The sequence below is a fragment of the Mesorhizobium sp. M0139 genome (assembly GCF_040322455.1).
Classification (GTDB): Bacteria; Pseudomonadota; Alphaproteobacteria; order Rhizobiales; family Rhizobiaceae; genus Mesorhizobium.
In genome coordinates this window covers 256,457-276,226 of sequence record NZ_JAMYTN010000002.1, presented here as the reverse complement: position 1 = coordinate 276,226, position 19,770 = coordinate 256,457, and the positions used below count along the sequence as shown (strand labels likewise).

Below are 19,770 nucleotides of genomic sequence, written 5' to 3'. Positions count from 1 at the left end.
ATGCAGGAATAACGAGATCACGGAGTAGGAACATCGCATGCTCTGCGGCGGAGGCTGACATTGGCGAAATTCACACCCACTCAACGACAAGCGCCCATCCGCTGTCCCGATGGACGGTGGATAGAGTTTTGGTGCCATGAGCCAAACCCACACATTACAACCGTCATCTATCCGCTTCCCGGTACAGCCGCGGCTCGTGCCGGCGATCAAGGCGGCGCGTTATCTCCACCTGACGCTACGGGAATTCATGGAATTGCTGCCCGCGTTGCAGGATCAAGGCTTTCCCAAGGCCTGCCCAATCACCGGCAACTACGACATGGTTGCGATCGGCGCCTGGCTCGATCGACGCTCGGGTCTTGCAGGATCGGGATCGGGCGCGCAGTCTAGCATTGACATTGCAAGAGCGAGGCTGGCGACCCTTGGGTAAGATCAAGTTGAAGCACTACGTCATCCGTAAGGGCAAATACGGCTACTGGCTGCCGACGCCGACAATGATCGAAGCTGGATTCAGATGCATTTCCTGTGGAATCGACGGGCCTGAGGCCTGGACGATAGCCCGGGAGTGGGAAGACCGCTGGCAGGAACTCCGCAAGGGCAGGGAGCCGTCGCGCCTGCATGTATGGCCAAAGGATTCCATCGGCGACGCCTTTGCACGCTACCGCCGCATGGATGCATGGAAGCGCAAGCCACCGCGCACCCGCGAGGATTGGGAGCGCGGCTGGACCTTCATCGAGCCGTACTTCGCCGACCTGCCGCCAGCCGACATCACCCTCGAGCTGCTCGACGACTGGTATGGCCGTCTGCTGCGGGTCAAAGGTGTCGACATCGCCTACCGTGCCGTAAAGACGTGGCGTTCGCTCTACAATGTCATGGCCGGCATGAAGCTATGCCCGCCCGGCTCCGACCCATCGCAGGCGATCCGCCGCCAGACGCCACCACCGCGCCACCAGACCTGGACGGCAGGCGAGGCGGTGCGCATGGTCAAGTGCGCCTGGCGCGCCGGCTACCGCGGACTGGCCTGCATCATCGCCGTTGCGTGGGACACGAGCTTCTCACCCCTCGACGTGCGCACGCTCACACCGGCGCAGGCAATGCAGACAGCGCAGGAATGGGGTTTCCTGATTGCACGCAGCAAGAGTGGCGAGGCGGCTTTCGGCACGCTGTCGTTACGCACGCAACGCCTGGTGCTGGCCTATGTCGAATCACTAGGCGTCACCCTGCTCGACGATGCGCCGATCTTTCGCTCGCGCGGTTTCGCGCCGGGCCCGAAGGGCGGCCGGCCGCGCGCCGGCGTGCCTTACACGAAGGATTCTCTGGTCGACGACTTTGCCGATCTGCGCACGCTGGTGTTCGGGACATCGGAGAAGCGGCGGCTGATGGACATGCGGCGTTCCGGCGCGGTCGAGGCGAATGCCGGAGGCGCGTCGGTCGAGGCAATCTCGGCCAAGATGGGCAATTCGATCGACGGGAACAAGGCGCTGCAGAAGACCTATATGCCGGTCAATCTGGCCGCCGTCCGCTCAGCTGACGCCAGCCGCCGCAAGGGCAGAACGCTGCTTGGCCTGGAACGGAACGAATACAGAAAGTTGAAACTCTCCGGAGAATGAGAGTTGAAACTTTTCAAGGGGCGGTAGCTAACCCCTTGAAATTAATGGCGCGAGTGACGGGGCTCGAACCCGCGACCTCCGGCGTGACAGGCCGGCACTCTAACCAACTGAGCTACACCCGCGCATTGGACGAGCACGTGTCAGCTGTGTTCGTCGTTGGGGCGGTGGATAAGGGGTTCGCCACCGGGTGTCAAGCGCAGCTGGACAGCATAAACGCAAACAGGAGAAGGTTTTTTGACGGGCGGCACTTTGCCCGCGAAAACCACTGTGCGGCTAAGCTCGCAGCTGTTCATTTGGCCTTGCGAAGCCGGTTGCGACCGCTTAAAGGTCCGGCCGGAGCGGGCGATTAGCTCAGTTGGTAGAGCGCTTCGTTTACACCGAAGATGTCGGCGGTTCGAGCCCGTCATCGCCCACCACTCAATTTCTTGATAAATCGGTGCTTGCCCGGAGTTACGGTCTCATATCCGGTTGTATGCGTTGTCGGCATTCTGCTTCCTGGCCTTGTCGCGTTCGAAAGGGGTGACGCAGACCAAGTCGCTCTCGAACGCTTCACGCCAGACGTAGCCGTCGCGGCAGGTGCTGTCGCCGTAAGGTCCGCCGGTCGGCGAACGATTGTTGCGGGCATTGGCATTCTGCGCCTGCACCTCGCCGTAGTCGGCAGGACTCACGCACACGCTGTCGCCGAAGATCGCCGATCGCCAGACGAATCCTTCCTTGCACCCTTTGGCCTCGATCGCTGCGGGCTCGATAGGCGACGGCAAAGGGGAGGGCCTCGGCCACAACGCCACCGTTGTCCCGCCGATGCCGAGCGCGATCATCGCGACCAGCCCGTACAGCAGCCAGAGCCTCGGCCGCCGCGCCGCTGGCTTCGCTATCGCCGACGCAATCGCCGCCATATCGTCGTTGAAGCGCTCGTGGCGGACCTCCATGGCTTGACGCTTGGCCAGGTCCTGCAGATCGGGTGGCAAGGCGCTTTTCTTTGGCATGCTGGCGCCGTTGACGAGCACGGGGATGACGCGCACCCCAGCCTGGAGTGCCGTACGGATCTCCTTGCGCACGAAGTCGTCGGGGGACTCCAGCCGAACCTGGCCCTGCTCATCGGTAAGCGCGGCCCACTGCGGCCCCACGATCGCCAGCATGATTTTGCAGCTGGCCAAACTGCGGGCAAGCGCCACCTCAAAGTCATCGCCGGGGTTGAGCTTGTCGACGTCCATGAAGATGGATGCATCAGGAAGCGCGCGGTTCAGATTATCGTAGACGCGGCCCGCCACGCCGGAATCGGTCTGCCGTCGGTAGTTGATGAATACGTCGCCAAGCAAGGCCTGCCTCTTCCCACATCAACGAGAAGGCCCCAAAATAGCATGAGCGGTGACCTCGCAGCTAGTCTGGCGATAGACTGGCCATTACTGCGGGTGCAGTCCGTTTCATGTCTCGCCAGAGGACACATGCACCGGCCCTTCGCGTCGCACGGTGGACTAAGTACAAGAGGCCATTACGGCGCGTCGCCAAAGCGGAATATGCACAAATGTCTTCCGTCTGGATGGCAGCTGCAGAGCAAGTTCGACCCACGCCCGCGACGATCGGCTCCGCCACTTCTTCCTGTTTCGGCTCGCAGATGCGGGCAAGCGTGTACTTGTCGACGTTGTTCGCATACGGCTTCGATATCGGCGTAGGTGCCGTGTCACCGTGCCGCGATAAGGGTTCACAGCGGTCGAGTTGACGATAGCGTTCTCAGCGAAGATGTCGGCGGTTCGAGCCCGTCATCGCCCACCATATCCGGCCCGCATATCCCGAATACCGGGCGCGGCCGCAATGAGCCGCACCCGCCGTTCTTTCCTGGCGCGCTAGTCTATCGCTTGACGTAGCAGTTCTTCTTCACGCGGCGGATGGGATCCTCGCCAAAGGCGTCGACGCTGCATGTGACGCCGTTCCTGAATACGCCCTGGACGTACTGGCCACGCGCCCCGTATCTCACCACTTTGCGGCCACGGAACTCGCAGAACCGCCCCTCCGAGGCGCAGGCCACCCATCTGCCGCGGCCCTGGCCGTAATCATTATCGCCGTAATTGTCATCATTGCCGTAATTGTCGTCGTCGTTGTCACCATAATCATTACCGCTATCGCGCCTCGCAATATAGCAGGCTTTGTCGCGGCCGGGCGCCGGGTCGCCGAAGACGCGATTCGAGCAAGGCACGGAACGACGATCGAAGAAGCGGGAGGTGGTCTGGCCGCGCGCGCCGTAGACCACTTCCGAGGGGTAGGGCAGGCGGCACGTGCCGCCTTCATCGGCGCATTTCTGCATGCGCTGGGCCGACGCGGTGGCGGGGAAAAGGATAGAAACTGACGAGGCCAGGCCGACCAGGCAAATGAATGTAAACGTCATCCGGATCAAAGCAGTGAAGGTTTTTGACATGATTTTGTCTCCCGTTCGATTCGACCAGCATGGTACAGCTGCCTTGTTAAATGCACGATGAATGAAAGCCCTCGCGGAGGCAGCACAATGATCGACCATCCACGGCGGCTGATGTTACAGCTGCTATTGGCATTGGCAATCTCTGGTATTGGGCGCTTCGCCTATGCGGGGAATGTGGGCGACGGCGTCGACCAGCCCGCCGCCAAGGCAGCCTTGCTCAAGGCCTATCCCGGCCTTTTCACCATTTCGGGCAATGTCCTGACCTGGACCGACGGCACCACCATGGTGTGGAACGACGGCAAGGCGCGCGACGCCGACGCGCTGCTTGAGAGCCCCGACATCGAAGACATGTTTCGCTACGTCTATCCCAGAGCAGCCGAGGGCGCGCTGGTCCCGGCGGAGGATTTCGATCCCGGCCGTATCCGCAATGAACCTTTCTTCGAGAAGCTCTACGGGGCAAGTGCCGCCGAGGTGGGCAAGCACATCGCCAACGTCAAATGGTTGCCGAAGCTCGGCAAGAAGACCGTGCAGGTTACCAAGGTGTTTGGCATCAACGACCGGCTGGGCAAGGTCTCCGCTGCGCTTGAGGCGATGCCCGCGGAGCTGAGCCGTTACGGGCTCAAGCCCGGCGGCGGCTTTGTCTGGCGGCCCATCGCCGGCACGGACCGGTTGAGCGTCCACTCCTTCGGGGCGGCCTTCGATATCAATGTCGGCTTCTCCGACTACTGGTACAACAACAGGAACAAAACCAACCCGAAGGCCCCCATTCCCTTCAAGAACCGGATCCCGCTGGAAATCGTGGAACTGTTCGAGAAAAATGGCTTCATCTGGGGCGGGCGCTGGTATCACTACGACACCATGCATTTCGAGTACCGGCCTGAATTGCTGCTTTACAAGAAATCCGGCTGATCACGGCGGCAGCAGCCGGAAATCCTTGCCTTCGGGCAGCAACTGGCCGCCGTCGACGACGATGGTCGTGCCGGTGATGTAGCTGGCATCGTCCGAGGCGAGGAACAGGAAGGCGTTGGCGACGTCGCGCGGGCTGCCGAGGCGTCCGAGCGGGATCGAATCCTCCATGTTCTTGATGTAGGCGGCGCCCCGATGCAGCTCGATCGCTTCGGTCAGGATGTTACCGGGCTCGACGCCGTTGACGGTGATGCCGTAGCCGGAAAACTCCAGCGCCGCGGATCGGATGAAGCCGTTGATGCCGGCCTTGCTGGCGGCGTAATGGCCGTGGCCGGGGCTGGTGACGTGCGGACCGGTGATCGACGAGGTGTAGAGCATGCGCCCGTAGCCCTGCGCCTTCATCGGCGCCAGCGCTGCCAGCGTGGCGTTGAAGGTGCCGCGCAGATTGACGGCCATCACCCGGTCCCAGTCGTCCGGGCTGGTGTTCTCGATGAGCTGCCAGGGATAGATGCCGGCATTCTGCACGATGATGTCGAGACGACCGTGGCGGCTCAGCGCCAGCGCAACCGCGGCTTCTGCGTCGGCAATTTGCGAAATGTCGGTTCGGATGAAGGCAGCGCCGAGTTCGTCCGCGGTCGCCTGGCCGGCCTCGGCCTCGCTGTCGGCCAGGACCAGCTTGGCACCTTCCTCGGCAAAGCGCTGCGCAATGCCTTTGCCGATGCCGCGTGCGCTGCCGACGATAAGCGCGACCTTGTTCTCAAGCCGTCCTGTCATGCCAGCCGTCTCCTATGCCAGTCTTTGGCGAATGGTTTGCTTGAAGGCGTCGAGCAGCACGGCGGCGAGCACCAAAAGGCCATGGATCACCTGGGTGAAATTCGCCGGCAGGCCCATCAGGTTGATTGCCGTGTTGATGGAGGAGAGCAGCAGCACGCCGGCATAGACGCCGGGCAAGGTGCCGACACCGCCTTTCAAGCTGACGCCGCCGATGACGACCGCGGCAAAGGCGTTGAACAACAGCCCGGTGCCGAGATTGGCGGTGGCGCCCGAGGTGCGGATGGCGAGCAGCCAGCCGGCGAGGCCGGCAATGGCGCCGGCAAGTACGAAGGCGATGATCAGATTGCGGTTGACGCGGATGCCGGCGCGGAAGGTCGCTGTCTCGTTGCCGCCGATCATCACGAGGTGGCGGCCGAACGGCGTCTTGGCCATGATCAGCGAGAACAGGACGAAACAGGCGACGGCGATCCAGGCGGTTAGCGGCAGGCCGGCCAGCCGCTGGATGCCGAACCAGCGGATGGCCGGCGCCAGATCCTGTGCCGAGCGGCCGCCGGAAATCACCAGCACCAGGCCGCGCACCCAGATGTAGGACGCCAGCGTAATGATAAAGGCGCTCATCTTCACCTTGACCACCAGATAGCCGTTGAAGGCGCCGATGAGGCCGCCGACGGCGAGCGCAACCAGCAGCGAAACCGGAACCATCAGCCACTGCGGATTGAGCTGTATGCCCATGCCGATGCCCGACGAGCAGAACAGGATGCCGACGGTCATGGCGCTGAGTGCGGCCACCGATTCTACCGACAGGTCCATATGGCCGGCAATGATGACCAGCGACAGGCCGATCGACATCACGCCGAGAACGCTCGAGGCCTCGATGATGTTGGCGAAGATGCCGAGCTGGAAATAGTTGGGGACGAAGATGGAAAAGACAACCAGCACAAAGATCAGCATGAACCAGACGAGGTTGTCGAGGACGAACTCCAGGGCTTTGCGGCTGCGCGGGTTCATGGGCTGATCCGGTTGGCGCCCCCGAGAAAATCAGGCTGAGAAATCAACTCGATTTCGTCGGGTTCAGGCGCGGGTTTAGGTTCGCCACGGCGTCCTGGACGCGGCGTCGTGAAGGGCAGGCTCCGGGCCGCAATGGCCCGGAGCGCTTCGCTAGGCGACTATTCGACAGACTTGATCGTGTCCGTCGGCGGCTTCTGGTTGCCCCAGAAGGCCGGATTGTCGACGTTTTCCTTGGTGATGGCGGCGCCCGGGATCTTGATGTTGGGGCCCCAGCTCTCCTTGGTCACGGTCGACTTCAAGCCGAGCACGTCATACTCGCCAGGCTTGATTTCCTGCTTGCCGGCGATCTTGTCCATGAACATGGCGACGGCTGCGGCCTGCGCGTAGAGCGGTTGCTCGACTTCGACATTGAGCCAGCCCTTGCGGATCAGGTCGAGACCGACCGGAGCGCCGTTCGAGCTCATCAGCATGACGTCGCCCGGCTTCTTGCCGGCGGCCTCGAGCGAGGCGACGGCTGCAACCGAGAGGTGCGCGGCATGGCTGAAGATCAGGTCGATGTCGGGGTTGGCGAGCATCTGGTCGGCAACGATCGTGCCGGCGTTGCTGGCTTCCCATTGCATGGCCGGCAGCGAGATGATCTTGACGTCAGGAAACGCCTTCAACTTCTCCTCGAAACCCTTCTGGATGTCGAGCGTGTAGGGATCGCCGGGATCGCCCAGCACCTGCAGAATCTTGCCCTTCACCGAGCCGTTCTTGGCGGTCAGAAGCTTTTGCGCCTGGTCGGCGGCGACGTAGCCGATCTCGACCGTGCCCGCGACCGACGTGAAGTCGGACGGGGTCGAGGTGATCTGGCGGTCGAACTCGACCACCGGGATGCCGGCCGCGCGGGCGGCTTCGATAGACGGCTTCAAGGCGTTGAAATCGACGGCGGCCAGGATGATCGCCGCCGGCTTCAGCGCGATGACGTCGTTCATCTGCGATTGCTGCGCGTCGGTCTTGTTGTCGGCGTTGAGTGTTTTCACCTCATAGCCGACCTGCTTGAGGAACAGCTCCAGCGCGCTCACCGAGCCGGTCTGGAATTCATCGAGCAGGGTCGGAACCATATAATAGACGATGCCCTTGGTCTGGGCCAATGCCGGCGTGAGCGAGGCAAGAGCCAGTGCCAGGATACCGAAGACAAGAACCAGTATTCGCTTCATGTCGTTCGCTCCTCTTTTATACCGGACCCCTCTTTTGTCCCTCAACTTGCCGGTCCGGCACCGGCAAGCGTCTCACCGGTGATCATGTTGATCACCGCATCGGGACTTGTTTTGTTGCGTGCGACATCGCCGGCCACGACGCCTTGCCGGATCACCACGATCCGGTCGGCGACCTGGAAGGCCTGTTGCATGATGTGGGTGATGATCACGACGCCGATGCCCTGGTTGGCCACCTGGCGGATCATCTCGAGGCCGCGCCTGGTCTGCTCGACGCCGAGTGCCGCGAACGGCTCGTCCAGCAGCACCAGCTTGCCGCCCCAGTGCACGAAGCGGTTGAGCTCGATGGCCTGGCGTTGGCCGCCCGAGAGATGCTCGACATTGGTGCGCAGCGACGGGATGCGGGTGCCGGCACTTGCCAGCGCCTTGCCGACCACGGCCTCCATGGCGCGCTCGTCGAGGATGGGGACACCGAGAACCTTGCGGGTGATTTCGCGGCCCATGAAGAAATTGGCGACGACGTCGACATTGGTGCAGAGCGACAGGTCCTGGTAGACGGTCTCGATGCCGGCAGCCTTGGCCTCGGCCGGCGTTTTCGCCAGGAATTCCTTGCCCTCGAACAGCATGCGGCCGGAACTGGGTTCGAGGCCGCCGGCGATGATCTTGACCAGCGTCGACTTGCCGGCGCCATTGTCGCCGAGCAGCGCCACGACTTCGCCCTTGCCGATCGAGAAGCTGATGCCTCTCAGCGCATGGATGGCGCCGTAATTCTTGGTGACGTTTTCGAGTACCAGCAGCGGTTCGGTCATGCCGCCACTCCCTTGCTGTGCATGAGGTCGGACCGGCGCTCGCGCTCGGCGATGAACATCTGGCCGAAGCGCGGCGAAAGCACACCGGACACTGCAAGGGCGGCAGCGCCGCGCAGCACCGAATGCTTGCCGCCGGTCGCCACCGTCACGCGCGGTGTCTTGCGGTCGCGCCGCGCCGAGACCGAATTGGGAAGCTGTCCCGCCGCGCCGACCAGCTTTTCCAGGAGGTCGGTGGGGGCGAGCCCGCCGAGGATGACGGTTTCGGGGTCGAATACATTCTCGATTGTGACGATGGCGTTGCGGAAGATCGGCGCGATCTCGGCCACCCAGGCGGCGTCGCTGATGTTGCGGCGGCGACGTGCTTCTAGCGAGAGATACCGTTCGAGGCAGCCGCTGTTACCGCATGGGCAAGGCTCGCCACCGGGAACGGCAGGGATGTGTCCGATTTCGCCGGCATTGCCCCAGGCGCCGCGCATCACCGCGCCGTCATGCACGATGACGCCGCCGAGGCCGACGCCGAAATAGAGGTAGTAGTATTCGGAATAACCGGAGCCGAGACCGTAAAGCCGTTCGCCCATGGCCGCCGCCGCCATGTCGGTTTCGAAGAAGGCCGGCAGCCCGGTCGACGCCGCCAGCCGTTCCGGCAGCGCGACATCCTTCCAGCCGGCCATGGTCGTCGGGCCGACGAAGCTCATCGACTCCACGCCGAACGGTCCAGGCAGCGCCATGCCGATGCCGAGCACGCGTCCGCCGGGCCGCAGCGCGGTCAGCTCGGGCACCATCGCGCCGATCAGCTCGAAGGCATGGTCGGGCGTCGCATGCGGCGCCTCGCGATGCATGCTCTCGATGACATCGCCGCTGAGATTGATGAGCGCCGCGTCGATCCCCAGCGGGGTGAGGTGGACGCCGACGGCATAGCCGCCCTCGGGGTTGATCCTGAGCGTCGCCGGCGGCAACCCGCGTCCGCGCGGCTCTTCGCGCAGCGACAGCACATAGCCATGCTCTTCGAGTTCGCGAACGATGGTCGATACGGTCTGGACGGTGAGGCCAACGCGGCCGGCAATGTCGCCGCGAGCTATGGGACCGTGAAGGCGGATGGACTCCAGCACGATGCGCCGGTTGTAAGGCCGCCCGAACTCCTGATTGGTTCCCCGCAGTGCCATGTCCCGCGCCCTTTAGGAAGGCTAAGACTTGCACAGGCAATTTATTCAGTCAAATGGAATTCAAAAATAATTCGGAATGGTTCCCAGACGCGGTGCAGGACCTGTCCCATGCGCCGCGCTGGCCGATTGCAGCCGGGCTGAAACCACCGCAATGGTGAATGACGTCAGGCGGGCGCGGGGCTCGCCCGACCAGTGATCCAGCAGGAAAACCGATGATCGAATTGCCTTTTGCGCGCGATGAGTACCAGCGGCGGCTCAAGAAGATCCGCGCCGAGATGGCGGCGCGTGGGCTGGAACTGCTGGTCGTCAACGATGTCGCCAACCAGCATTACATCACCGGCTATGACGGCTGGTCGTTCTACACGCCGCAGGTCGTGCTTGTCCCGATCGAAAACGAGGCCGAGCCGGTCTGGATCGGCCGCGCCATGGATGCGGCAGGCGGCTTGCTGACGGCCTGGATGAAGCCGGAGAATGTGGTCGGCTTCCCCGAGGACCACGTGCAGCGCGCCGATCGCCATCCGATGGACTGGATAGCGGCCTGCATCGTCGCCAAGGGCTGGGGCGCGAGACATATCGGCATCGAGCTCGAAGCTTATTATTTCTCGCCGAAGGCGCATGCCCGGCTGGTCGCTGGCCTGCCCAATGCGAAATGGCACGACGCCGATCTCCTGGTGAACTGGATCCGCGCCGTGAAATCCGCTCCGGAAATTGCCTACCTGCGCAAGGCGTCGACCTTGGCTGAAGCAGCTGTTGCGCGGGCCTTCGAAGTCATCGCGCCAGGTGTGCGCGAATGCGATGCGATTGCCGCGATCCAGGCGGCGCAGATCGCCGGCAGCCCGGACTTCGCCGGCGACATCACGGCACTGCCGCCGACCATCCTCGGCGGCGAGAATGCATCGGCTCCGCACATCATGTGGAGTGACCGGCGGTTCGGAAAGGACGAGACGATTGCGCTCGAACTTGCCGGCGTCTGCCGCCGCTATGCCGCAGGCCTCGCCCGAACGATGCAGCTCGGCAAGACGCCGGCCCGTGTCGCCGACACCGCAAAGGCGGTGATCGAAGGCATGGATGCGGTGCTCGACGCGGTCAGGCCGGGGACCACAGCCGAAGCGGTCGAGGCCGCATGGCGCAAGGTTATCCAGCGCTACGGGCTGAAGAAGGAATCGCGCATCGGCTACTCCATTGGCGTCGCTTATCCCCCGGATTGGGGCGAGCACACGATCAGCCTGCGGCCCGGCGACAAGACCGCGCTGCAACCCGGCAACGTCCTGCACTCCATTCTTGGCATGTGGATGGATGGCTGGGGCATCGAGATCAGCGAGACCATTCTGGTGACCGAGACCGGCCATGAGACGCTGACCAAATTCCCGCGAGACATCCATGTCAAATCCTGACCGGTCAGCCACGACGGACGCCACCGCGACCCGCCTGACGCATCTGCTCAATATTGGATCGTCCGGCGCTCGATCAGCACCACAAGACAAAACAGGACGATCGACAGGCCCGATGACAGCACGATCGCCGCGTAGAGGCGGTCCGACTGGTAGTTGAAGGACGCCTGGATGATCAGCGCGCCAAGTCCTTGGTCGGAGCCGATCCATTCGCCGACAATGGCGCCGATCACGGCGGTGGCCGAGGCAATCCTCAGCGATGAGAACAGCATCGGCAAAGCGCGCGGCAGCCGCAGGCTCCAGAACGTGACGCCGGAGCACGCGATGTCGGATTGCCAAACAACAGGATAGTACAACGGGTGAAGGAGGCGGGGGCGTGCAACCAGCCGCCTGGCTTGACCCTACAGATACTGCTCGACCTTCTTGCCGACGGTCAGGAAGCGCAGCGGGTCGATGGCCTCGCCATTGTGGCGGACTTCGTAGTGCAGGTGCGGGCCGGTCGAACGGCCGCTGCTGCCGGTTTTGCCAATGATGTCGCCGGCTGCGAGTTTTTGGCCGACGGCAACGTCGATCTCGCTCAGATGGCCGTAGCGCGTGGCAAAGCCGTTGCCGTGATCGACCTCGACCATGCGGCCATAGCCGCCGTTCCAGCCGGCCTTGGTAACGATTCCGGCCGCCGTGACCTTGGCTGCCATGCCGACCGGCGCGCGGAAATCCATGCCCGAGTGCAGGGCAGCGGTGCCGAGGATGGGGTCAGTGCGCACGCCGAACGGGCTGGTGACGGAGTGGCCCGGCGCCGGGTTGGCGAGCGGCAGCCGCCGCGCCTCTTTCTTCAACTGGTCGAGCGTATCCAGCGCCTCGTCCAGTTCCTTGACCTTGCTGTCGAACATCATCGAGCTGTCAAGCGGGATCAGCGGTCCGCCGACATCGCTTTCGTTTTTGCCGAAATCACTGTCGACCGGCAGACCGGCCGCTTCCAGCGCCTGGGTGATGGCATCGGCGTTCTTGTAGGCGTTGTCGGCCAGGGTTTCGATGCGGGTGAGTTGCTGGCTTTCGATAGCCTTCAGTGAATCATTGATCGAGACGAACAATTTGTCGGCACGGTCCGCAGCCGTTTCGCTGGGCAGCGGATCGGAACGTGTCGACCACAGCGAGAATGGCCTGGTGTCGCCCGAACCAAGGCTGGCGACCGAATAGGCGAGTGGCTCGCCGCCAGTCAGTTCGGCATGTTCGTCGGGTTTTGTTGTCGCTGCGGCATCAGCGGTTGGCGGCGTCCCGACCTCGTTTTCGGCCCGCTCGAGAATCGGGCCGAGGCGGCCATGGCGCTGGCTGAGCTGGCTCTGCCGCTCGATCAATTCGCTGACCTTGGTCTCCATCAGTTTCTGGTCGAGAAGCTGGCGGCTGGTGATGCGGTCGACCTGCGCGCGAAGCGCCGAGATGCGATCCTCATAGGCCTGCTGCATGCGCGCCTGCCGGGCCGTGGTGGCGCCGATCAGATCGTCGCGCAGCACGAGATAGGAGGTCGCCAAGAGATAGCCGATGGCGATCGCCGCCAGTGCCGAGCCGAGAAAGGCGACGAGCCACGGCCGGATGGTGAAATGTCGTATTTCATTGCCCCGCGCAATGATGACCGTATGCGGCTCCTTGCGCCTGCCGAAGACCGCTGACTGACCGGTTAGGTTCACGGGACCAAGCTTTCGTTACGACACCAACGAAGCCCGATTACACATTATTAGGGTTAACAAAGTTTTGCCGTTCGCGGGCGCGCTAGTGACCAACGGTGTCAGCCAACCGCATATATGTCTTATGCCCCTAATGCACTGCGCGGCGTTGGCCAGATCGGTGGCGCCTCAGAGCGCGCGGACCGCCTCCAGCACTGCTTCGGCATGGCCTTTCACCCGGACCTTGCGCCAGATCCCGGCGATCCGCCCGTCCTTGCCGATCAGGAACGTCGCCCGCTCGACGCCCATATAGTTGCGGCCATACATCGTCTTTTCGACCCACAGATTGTAAGCCTCGATCACCTTGCGCTCCTCGTCGGCAACCAGGTCGACGGTGAGATCGTATTTGGTTTTGAACTTGTCGTGCTTCTTCACGCTGTCCGGCGACAGGCCGATCACCACGGCGCCGGCCTTTTCGAACTCCGGCTTCAGCTGCGAAAAGCTGATCGCCTCATTGGTACAACTTGTGGTGTCGTCCTGCGGATAGAAATAAAGTACAACGGGCTTCCCCCGCATCGAGGCAAGGCTGATCGAGCCGCCGCCGTCGCGCGGAAGATCGAATTGCGGCGCAACGTCGCCAACGTCGAGATCAGCCATATCGATGCCCTTGTTTGAGGTTACGCGGCCCTAAATCAAAGAGATAGAGCATGATGTCTGGACAAACGGAAACCGTTTGTCCGAGAAAACCGCCTCACACTTTTCGGCATCATGCTCTAGCCTGCGTCGTTATAGTGTCGGGCGGGGATTCGTCCACGATCGAATTCGCACAACGGAAAATTGCGTGGATCAGGAAGAACCGCAGCACGAGAAAATCCGGTTCAGGCGTGACGAGATCACCGACCTGGGGGCTTTCCCGTCCGCTTGCCGCGTGCCGCCGCTCGGCAAGGCACGGATCGGCCGCGGCTTTCGCATCCTTGCCCGGCTGTTTGCCGGCATTGGAGCCCTTGTGCTGCTGGCGGCGGCCGCCGTCTACGTCATCGGCGCCACCGGCATCGGCAGCGAACGGCTGCGGTTGGAAGCCGAAACGGCGATCGAGAAACTGGCCGGTTTCGACGTCAAAGTCGCCGTCGGTCCTGCCAGCCTGACACTTGACGGATCGAGCTTCATTGCGCTGCAGGTCAAGGATGTCAGCGTCGAGACGGCCGACGGCAAGCCGATGGCCGATGCCGGGCGCGTCCGCTTCGGCATCCGGCTGGTCCCGCTGCTTTCGGGCGAGGTTCGGCTGACCAGCGCCAGGATTTCCGACGCCCATATCGTCACCGCGGCAATGCCGTCGGGTGGTGACTGGATAGCGCGCCTGCGCAATCAAGACGGTCTCATCGATCCGGAAAAACTGGCCGCCGTCGTCTTCAGTGACGTCAATCGTGCACTCGATGCCGTGCGCGAGGATTCGATGCGCCGCATCGATCTTAGAAATGTCGCGTTCGAGCTGCCCGAGGCCGGATCGGTCAAGCTGGTCACGATCGCCAACGCCACGGTGCTGCAGTCAGGCCCCGGCAGCATGGAGTTCTCGTCCGAGGCGGATGTCGATGGCCGCGCGCTCACCGTCACGGCCACCGCCACCCGCGATACGAGCTCGATGCGCGTTACCGCCTTGAACGCCGCCATCGACATGGCGGATGTCGCGGAGACAACGCCGGCGGCCGGCGGGCGAACCGGCGCGATGGCTTTGAAGCTCACGGGATCCGAAGGCTCGGGCGAGACCGATTCGCGGCTGACGGGCTCGCTGTCGCTAACCGGCTCGGTGCTCGACCTCGGCACACGCGGGCTGTTGCCGGCCGATGTCGATGTCGACGCCGCCCTTGTCTCCGGCTCCAACAAGATCGATGTCGGCAGGCTGGTTCTAAAGACCGGGCGCTCGGCGTTCAATTTCGCCGGCTCGATCGGGCCAAAGCCGTCGACCGGCGCGGCCGGCGAGGAGCCTTCCTATCGTTACGACCTGACCAGCGACGGCTCGACGCTGGCGCCTTCGGAATCGCCCGAGCCGGCGCTGAATTTCTTCGCCCGCATCGCCGGCGTCTATCAGATCAAGAGCCGCAAGCTTGTCGCCGACCAGATCGGCATCAGGTCGGGATCGGGGAGCGAAGTGCTGGGAACCGCTGCGGTTTCCTTCATCGACAACGGACCGCCGGGTATCTCGGTGTCGCTCAACGTCCACGACATGGCGGTCTCGCACGTCAAGCAATTGTGGCCCTGGTTCTCGGCCAAGAACGCGCGGCTGTGGGTGCTGCAGAACCTGTTTGGCGGCCGCGTCGTCGATGCCAGCCTGCAGTTCCAGGTCGTGCCGGGGCGTCTCGGCAACGGCGTGCCGCTTTCGGCCGACGAGGTGTTCGGCCGCTTCCAGGTCGAGGGCTCGCGTTTCGACACCGCCGGCCGCATCCCGCCGATACGCGATGCCGTCGGCGTCGTTTCCTTCCACGGCAACGATGTCGACGTCGCGCTGTCGTCGGGCAGCGTCTATATGCCGAGCGGCCGCACCGTGGCGGCAAGCAATGGCACACTGTCGGTAAAGGCGGCAAACCACCCGCCGGTGATCGGCGCGCTCGACATCGACGTCGCCGGCGAGGCGCCGGCCATCGCCGAACTTGCCTCCTACGAACCGATCAACGCCATGCGCCATGTCGGCATCTTGCCGGACGACCTGTCGGGCACGGTGACCGGCCACGTCAAGGCCGACATTCCGTTGCAATCCGGCGTCGACACGTCGAAGCTCGATTGGCTGGTATCGCTCGACTACAAGGACCTGTCGCTCGCCAAGCCGTTCGAAGGCCAGATGGTGACCGATGCCGACGGCTCGATCGAAGTCGGGCCCGGCAAGGCGGTGATCTCTGCCAAGGCGCGGCTGAACGGCATTCCAGCCGAGCTCGATCTGGTTGAGCCGCTCAGGGATGGCGGGCCGCCGCGCAGCCGCAAGGTGGCGCTTGTGCTCGACGACAAGACGCGCGCCATCGCCATGCCTGGCCTGTCGCCGCTGATTTCCGGCACCATCAAGGTGACAATCGACAAGAGCGGCGAAGGCGGCAGCCAGAACGTCGACGTTGACCTGACGAGCGCCAGGCTGGACATTCCCTGGGCAGGCTGGAGCAAGGGGCCGGGCATTGCCGCCAATGCCACTTTTACAATGAGCAAGTCCGGCGATACCACGACGCTGTCTGACTTCGACCTCGACGGAAAGAGCTTTTCGGTCGAAGGCGATGTCGTCCTGGTCAAGGGCGCGCTGTCTTCGGCCCGCTTCAGCAAAGTCGCCTTGAACCGGGGCGACGATGTCGCCGTGACGGTGAAGCGGTCGGGCAAGGGCTTCGCAGTCGATGTCAGCGGCAACGCGCTCGATGCCCGCTCGCTGATCAAGCAGTTCACCTCCGATGTCGATACCGCCACCAAAACCACCGGCACGGACGCGGTTTCGGTTAGCGCCGACGTCAATTCGCTAAGCGGGTTCCATGACGAGGTCCTGTCCAATTTGAAGCTCGACTACAGTGCCGCCGGCTCCAGGGTGAACAGGCTCAAGGTCAGCGCCGCGGCAAGTTCCGGCGCCGCCATCACCATCAGCAATACGGCAGGCAATGGTGCTCGCGCGCTCACCATGAAGTCGGCCGACGCAGGCGCCATATTGCGCTTCCTCAACATCTACGAGCATATGGAAGGCGGATCGATCACGCTGGCGCTCAGTGGCGCAGCCGACGGCCCGATGCGGGGACAGGTCGATTCGAGCAACTTCTTCATCGTCAATGAACCGAAGCTTGCGTCCATCGTATCGACTACGCCAGCCGGCGACAGCCGCAGCCTGAACGAAGCGGTCAAGGGCAAGATCGACACTTCGCGGGTAAAGTTCGAGCGCGGCTTTACCGAGATCGACAAGGGGTCGGGCTATTTGAAATTGGCGAATGGCGTGCTGCGCGGCCCGCGCATCGGCACCACCTTCCAAGGCACGCTCTACGACCAGAACAACAATATGGACATGACCGGAACCTTCATGCCGGCCTATGGCCTCAACCGCATCTTCGGCGAGTTGCCGTTGGTCGGCGTTCTGCTCGGCAACGGCCGCGACCGAGGCCTGATCGGCGTCACCTACCGGCTTAAGGGCAACGCCAACAAGCCGGTGCTGGACATCAACCCGCTATCGGTAATCGCGCCGGGCATTTTCCGGTCGATCTTCGAGTATCGCTGAGGATCCCAGAAGACGGCTCAGGCAGGCCGCACAAGCACGTGCTTTTTCTTGCCCACTGAAAGCTTTGCGACGTTTTCCGGACTCAAATCCTGAGGCGTCACCATCCGCCGGTCGTCCGCCACCGGCTGGTCGTTGAGGCGCACGGCGCCGCCCTGGATATGCCGGCGCGCCTCGCCGTTCGACCCGGCAAGGCCCGCGGTGACCAGCAGCGACAGGATGCCGATGCCAGCTTCCAGCGCTGCGCCATCCACCTCGACGCTCGGCAGGGTTTCGGCCGTCACGCCTTCCTCGAACGTCTTGCGCGCGGTTTCCTCGGCCGCGAGCGCCGCCTCGCGGCCGTGCACGATGGCCGTGGTTTCGGTGGCCAGCACCTTCTTGGCCTCGTTGATCTCCGAGCCGCCAAGGGCGGCCAACCGCGCGATCTCCGAAAGCGGCAGCCGGGTGAAGATCTTCAGGAAGCGCTCGACGTCGGCATCCTCGGTGTTGCGCCAGTATTGCCAGAAATCATAGGGCGAGAAGAGGTCGCCGTTCAGCCACACCGCGCCCTTGGCCGATTTGCCCATCTTGGCGCCCGACGATGTCGTCAGCAGCGGCGTGGTCAGCGCATAAAGCTGCGGCGTGCCCATGCGGTGGCCGAGATCGACGCCGTTGATGATGTTGCCCCACTGGTCCGAACCGCCCATCTGCAGCCGGCAGTCGTGGCGGCGGCTGAGCTCGACGAAATCATAGCCTTGCAGGATCATGTAGTTGAATTCGAGGAAGGACAGCGACTGTTCGCGCTCGAGCCGCAGCCTGACGCTGTCGAAGGTCAGCATCCGGTTGACCGAAAAGTGGCGGCCGACATCGCGCAGGAACTCGACATAGTTGAGCTTCATCAGCCAGTCGGCATTGTTGACCATGATGGCGTCGCTGCCAGTGTCGCCGAAGCGCAGGATGCGGCCAAAAATTCGCTTGATGCCCTCGATGTTGGTGGCGATCGCCTCGGGCGTCAAAAGGCTGCGCTGGTCGTCACGGAAGGACGGGTCGCCGATCATCGAGGTGCCGCCGCCCATCAGTGCGATCGGCCGGTGGCCGGTCTCCTGCATCCAGTAGAGCATGGTCGCCGATATCAGATTGCCGATGTGCAGGCTGGTCGCCGTGGCGTCGTAGCCGACATAGGCGGTCACGGTTTCCTTCGCGAAAAGTTGATCCAGCCCGGTCTCATCCGAAATCTGGTGGATGAAGCCGCGCTCGCTCATGACGCGCAGGAAATCGGACTTGAAGGCGGGCATTGTTTCTTCCTGAAAGCGCCGGGTCCGAACGGCCCGGCATGGCCTGAACGCGGGCGTTTAGCATCCAAGCGCGTCAAGCAAAAGTGGTTTCCGATTTTGCGCCGGCATGGACAGCCTATTCTGCACTGCCGCGCATGCTTGCTTCATCCTGTCGGCTGGCGTAATGAGGCGCCGCGCCAACGGGTTCGATCCGCTGGAACGGCACCGCACGGCATCCACCGAATGCCATATCTTGTGACAGAGCCCGACGCGATATGCCGGACGCATTGATATCCATCGTCATTCCCTGCCGCAACGAGGCGGCGAACCTGCCGCTGCTGATCGACGAGATCGAGGCGGCGATGACCGGGCGCGACTTCGAAATCATCGTTGTCAATGACGGTTCGACTGACGACACCGCTTCGGTGCTTGCCGCTGAAGCCGCCACACGTCCGTTTCCGCTTCGGCAGCTTCGGCACGAAAAATCCGCCGGCCAGTCGCTTTCGGTGCGCTCGGGCGCCTGGGCGGCGCGCGGCTCGATAATCGCCACCATCGACGGCGACGGCCAGAACGACCCGCAATATATCCCCGTGCTGGTCGATGCGCTGCGTCGGGCAGGGCCCGATTTCGGCGCCGCGCAGGGGCAGCGATTGAAGCGCCGCGACAGCAAGATCAAGCAATTGGCATCGCGTTTCGCCAACTGGCTGCGCGGCGCGATCCTGCATGACGACACCCGCGACACCGGTTGCGGCCTGAAGGCCATCCACACCGATATTTTGCGCAAACTGCCGTTTTTCGACGGCACGCATCGTTTCGTTCCGGCGCTGGTCATCCAGGAAGGCTACCGCGTCGTCCATTGCGACGTCGTCGACCGCTCCCGCCGCCACGGCAAGTCGAATTACGGCATCTTCGATCGCGGCCTGCAGGGCGCGCTCGATCTCGCCGGCGTCTGGTGGCTTCGGCGCCGGCGCCGCAGAATGCCAAAGGTAGAGGAAATCACGCATGGCTAACGTGTTTCAGGAATTGGCGACCTGGCTGCACCAGGTTTTCGTCAAGCAGTTCGACGCCTGGGTTCTGCTCGGCTTCGTTGCCCAGTTCTTCTTCACCATGCGCTTCCTGGTGCAGTGGATCGCTTCGGAAAAGGCCAAGCGCAGCGTCGTGCCGATCGCTTTCTGGTTCTTCTCGCTGTTCGGCGGCGGGCTGCTGCTGGTCTATGCCATCCAGCGTGAGGATCCGGTGTTCATCGCCGGCCAGGCCATGGGCATGGTGATCTATGTCAGAAATTTATGGCTCATCGCCAATGAGCGCAAGGCGGCGATGACCAAGGTCGACTGAGCCACCAGTCCCGCCGAATTTAGTCTGTC

At 63.1% G+C, this 19,770-nt stretch carries 17 protein-coding genes, 2 tRNA genes and 1 pseudogene; 8 read left to right on the top strand and 12 right to left on the bottom strand.

Translation table 11 applies throughout. The features are described 5' to 3' along the window. Positions 1–136 precede the first annotated feature (136 nt). Together NKJ58_RS03860 and NKJ58_RS03855 are read left to right on the top strand one after the other, a co-directional pair. Complete coding sequence (locus NKJ58_RS03860) at positions 137–427, top strand: hypothetical protein (protein ID WP_352852788.1); 291 nt, start codon at positions 137–139, stop codon at positions 425–427. Then, a complete protein-coding gene (locus tag NKJ58_RS03855; protein ID WP_352852787.1) occupies positions 420–1,607 on the top strand; it encodes a site-specific integrase in 1,188 nt (395 codons plus the stop codon). Before NKJ58_RS03860 ends, NKJ58_RS03855 begins: the two co-directional genes overlap by 8 nt. 45 nt (positions 1,608–1,652) lie before the next feature. On the opposite strand, the gene NKJ58_RS03850 is transcribed toward NKJ58_RS03855, so the two are convergent. Further along, a tRNA-Asp gene (locus NKJ58_RS03850) sits at positions 1,653–1,729 on the bottom strand. 218 nt (positions 1,730–1,947) lie between these two features. Here NKJ58_RS03850 and NKJ58_RS03845 point away from each other — a divergent pair. Then, a tRNA-Val gene (locus tag NKJ58_RS03845) sits at positions 1,948–2,023 on the top strand. Positions 2,024–2,065: 42 nt separating this feature from the next. Here the strand turns inward: NKJ58_RS03845 and NKJ58_RS03840 are convergent. Continuing rightward, positions 2,066–2,926, bottom strand: coding sequence for a toll/interleukin-1 receptor domain-containing protein (locus NKJ58_RS03840; protein ID WP_352852786.1), 861 nt, complete (start codon positions 2,924–2,926; stop codon positions 2,066–2,068). A 530-nt stretch (positions 2,927–3,456) separates the two neighbouring features. Continuing rightward, positions 3,457–4,020 carry a hypothetical protein gene (locus NKJ58_RS03835; RefSeq protein WP_031203220.1) on the bottom strand — a complete coding sequence of 188 codons (564 nt, stop codon included), beginning with the start codon at positions 4,018–4,020 and terminating at the stop codon, positions 3,457–3,459. Between the two features lie 87 nt (positions 4,021–4,107). Between NKJ58_RS03835 and NKJ58_RS03830 the strand changes: the two genes are divergently transcribed. Then, positions 4,108–4,929 carry a M15 family metallopeptidase gene (locus NKJ58_RS03830; RefSeq protein ID WP_352852785.1) on the top strand — a complete coding sequence of 274 codons (822 nt, stop codon included), beginning with the start codon at positions 4,108–4,110 and terminating at the stop codon, positions 4,927–4,929. On the opposite strand, the gene NKJ58_RS03825 is transcribed toward NKJ58_RS03830, so the two are convergent. The 5 genes from NKJ58_RS03825 to NKJ58_RS03805 form a co-directional block, all read right to left on the bottom strand. After that, a complete protein-coding gene (locus NKJ58_RS03825; protein WP_352596281.1) occupies positions 4,930–5,700 on the bottom strand; it encodes an SDR family oxidoreductase in 771 nt (256 codons plus the stop codon). It abuts the gene before it with no gap. Positions 5,701–5,712: 12 nt separating this feature from the next. Then, entirely contained in the window at positions 5,713–6,708 is a 996-nt protein-coding gene (locus tag NKJ58_RS03820) for an ABC transporter permease (protein WP_023697543.1), read from the bottom strand. A 158-nt stretch (positions 6,709–6,866) separates the two neighbouring features. After that, positions 6,867–7,907 (bottom strand): sugar ABC transporter substrate-binding protein, encoded by a 1,041-nt coding sequence (locus NKJ58_RS03815; protein ID WP_352498171.1) that lies wholly within the window; start codon positions 7,905–7,907, stop codon positions 6,867–6,869. Between the two features lie 41 nt (positions 7,908–7,948). Further along, positions 7,949–8,713: an ATP-binding cassette domain-containing protein gene (locus NKJ58_RS03810; protein WP_352498172.1), complete on the bottom strand. Its 765-nt coding sequence runs from the start codon at positions 8,711–8,713 to the stop codon at positions 7,949–7,951. Then, positions 8,710–9,876, bottom strand: a complete 1,167-nt coding sequence (locus NKJ58_RS03805) for an ROK family transcriptional regulator (RefSeq protein WP_023694099.1) — start codon at positions 9,874–9,876, stop codon at positions 8,710–8,712. The genes NKJ58_RS03810 and NKJ58_RS03805 overlap by 4 nt, the downstream gene beginning before the upstream one ends. Positions 9,877–10,088: 212 nt before the next feature. Here NKJ58_RS03805 and NKJ58_RS03800 point away from each other — a divergent pair, with 212 nt between their 5' ends. After that, the gene (locus NKJ58_RS03800; protein WP_023748552.1) at positions 10,089–11,270 is read left to right on the top strand and encodes a M24 family metallopeptidase; all 1,182 of its coding nucleotides are present in this window, start codon (positions 10,089–10,091) and stop codon (positions 11,268–11,270) included. A 47-nt stretch (positions 11,271–11,317) separates the two neighbouring features. On the opposite strand, the pseudogene NKJ58_RS03795 reads toward NKJ58_RS03800, so the two are convergent. The 3 genes and pseudogenes from NKJ58_RS03795 to NKJ58_RS03785 all read right to left on the bottom strand — a co-directional run. Beyond that, positions 11,318–11,575, bottom strand: a pseudogene (locus NKJ58_RS03795) (ABC transporter permease); the annotation flags it as partial. A gap of 93 nt (positions 11,576–11,668) precedes the next feature. After that, a complete protein-coding gene (locus NKJ58_RS03790) occupies positions 11,669–12,952 on the bottom strand; it encodes a M23 family metallopeptidase (protein WP_023690221.1) in 1,284 nt (427 codons plus the stop codon). 165 nt (positions 12,953–13,117) lie between these two features. Next, positions 13,118–13,585: a peroxiredoxin gene (locus tag NKJ58_RS03785; protein ID WP_023706427.1), complete on the bottom strand. Its 468-nt coding sequence runs from the start codon at positions 13,583–13,585 to the stop codon at positions 13,118–13,120. A 184-nt stretch (positions 13,586–13,769) separates the two neighbouring features. On the opposite strand from NKJ58_RS03785, the gene NKJ58_RS03780 reads away from it, so the two are divergent. Further along, complete coding sequence (locus NKJ58_RS03780) at positions 13,770–17,156, top strand: YhdP family protein (RefSeq protein ID WP_352764993.1); 3,387 nt, start codon at positions 13,770–13,772, stop codon at positions 17,154–17,156. A 17-nt stretch (positions 17,157–17,173) separates the two neighbouring features. Here the strand turns inward: NKJ58_RS03780 and tyrS are convergent, their stop codons facing one another. Continuing rightward, on the bottom strand, positions 17,174–18,427 hold the full coding sequence (tyrS, locus tag NKJ58_RS03775; RefSeq protein ID WP_352811652.1) for a tyrosine--tRNA ligase: 1,254 nt from the start codon (positions 18,425–18,427) through the stop codon (positions 17,174–17,176). Between the two features lie 254 nt (positions 18,428–18,681). Here tyrS and NKJ58_RS03770 point away from each other — a divergent pair, with 254 nt between their 5' ends. Beyond that, complete coding sequence (locus NKJ58_RS03770) at positions 18,682–19,416, top strand: glycosyltransferase family 2 protein (protein WP_023694104.1); 735 nt, start codon at positions 18,682–18,684, stop codon at positions 19,414–19,416. Continuing rightward, a complete protein-coding gene (locus NKJ58_RS03765) occupies positions 19,409–19,741 on the top strand; it encodes a lipid-A-disaccharide synthase N-terminal domain-containing protein (protein WP_023669132.1) in 333 nt (110 codons plus the stop codon). The genes NKJ58_RS03770 and NKJ58_RS03765 overlap by 8 nt, the downstream gene beginning before the upstream one ends. Positions 19,742–19,770: the final 29 nt, after the last annotated feature.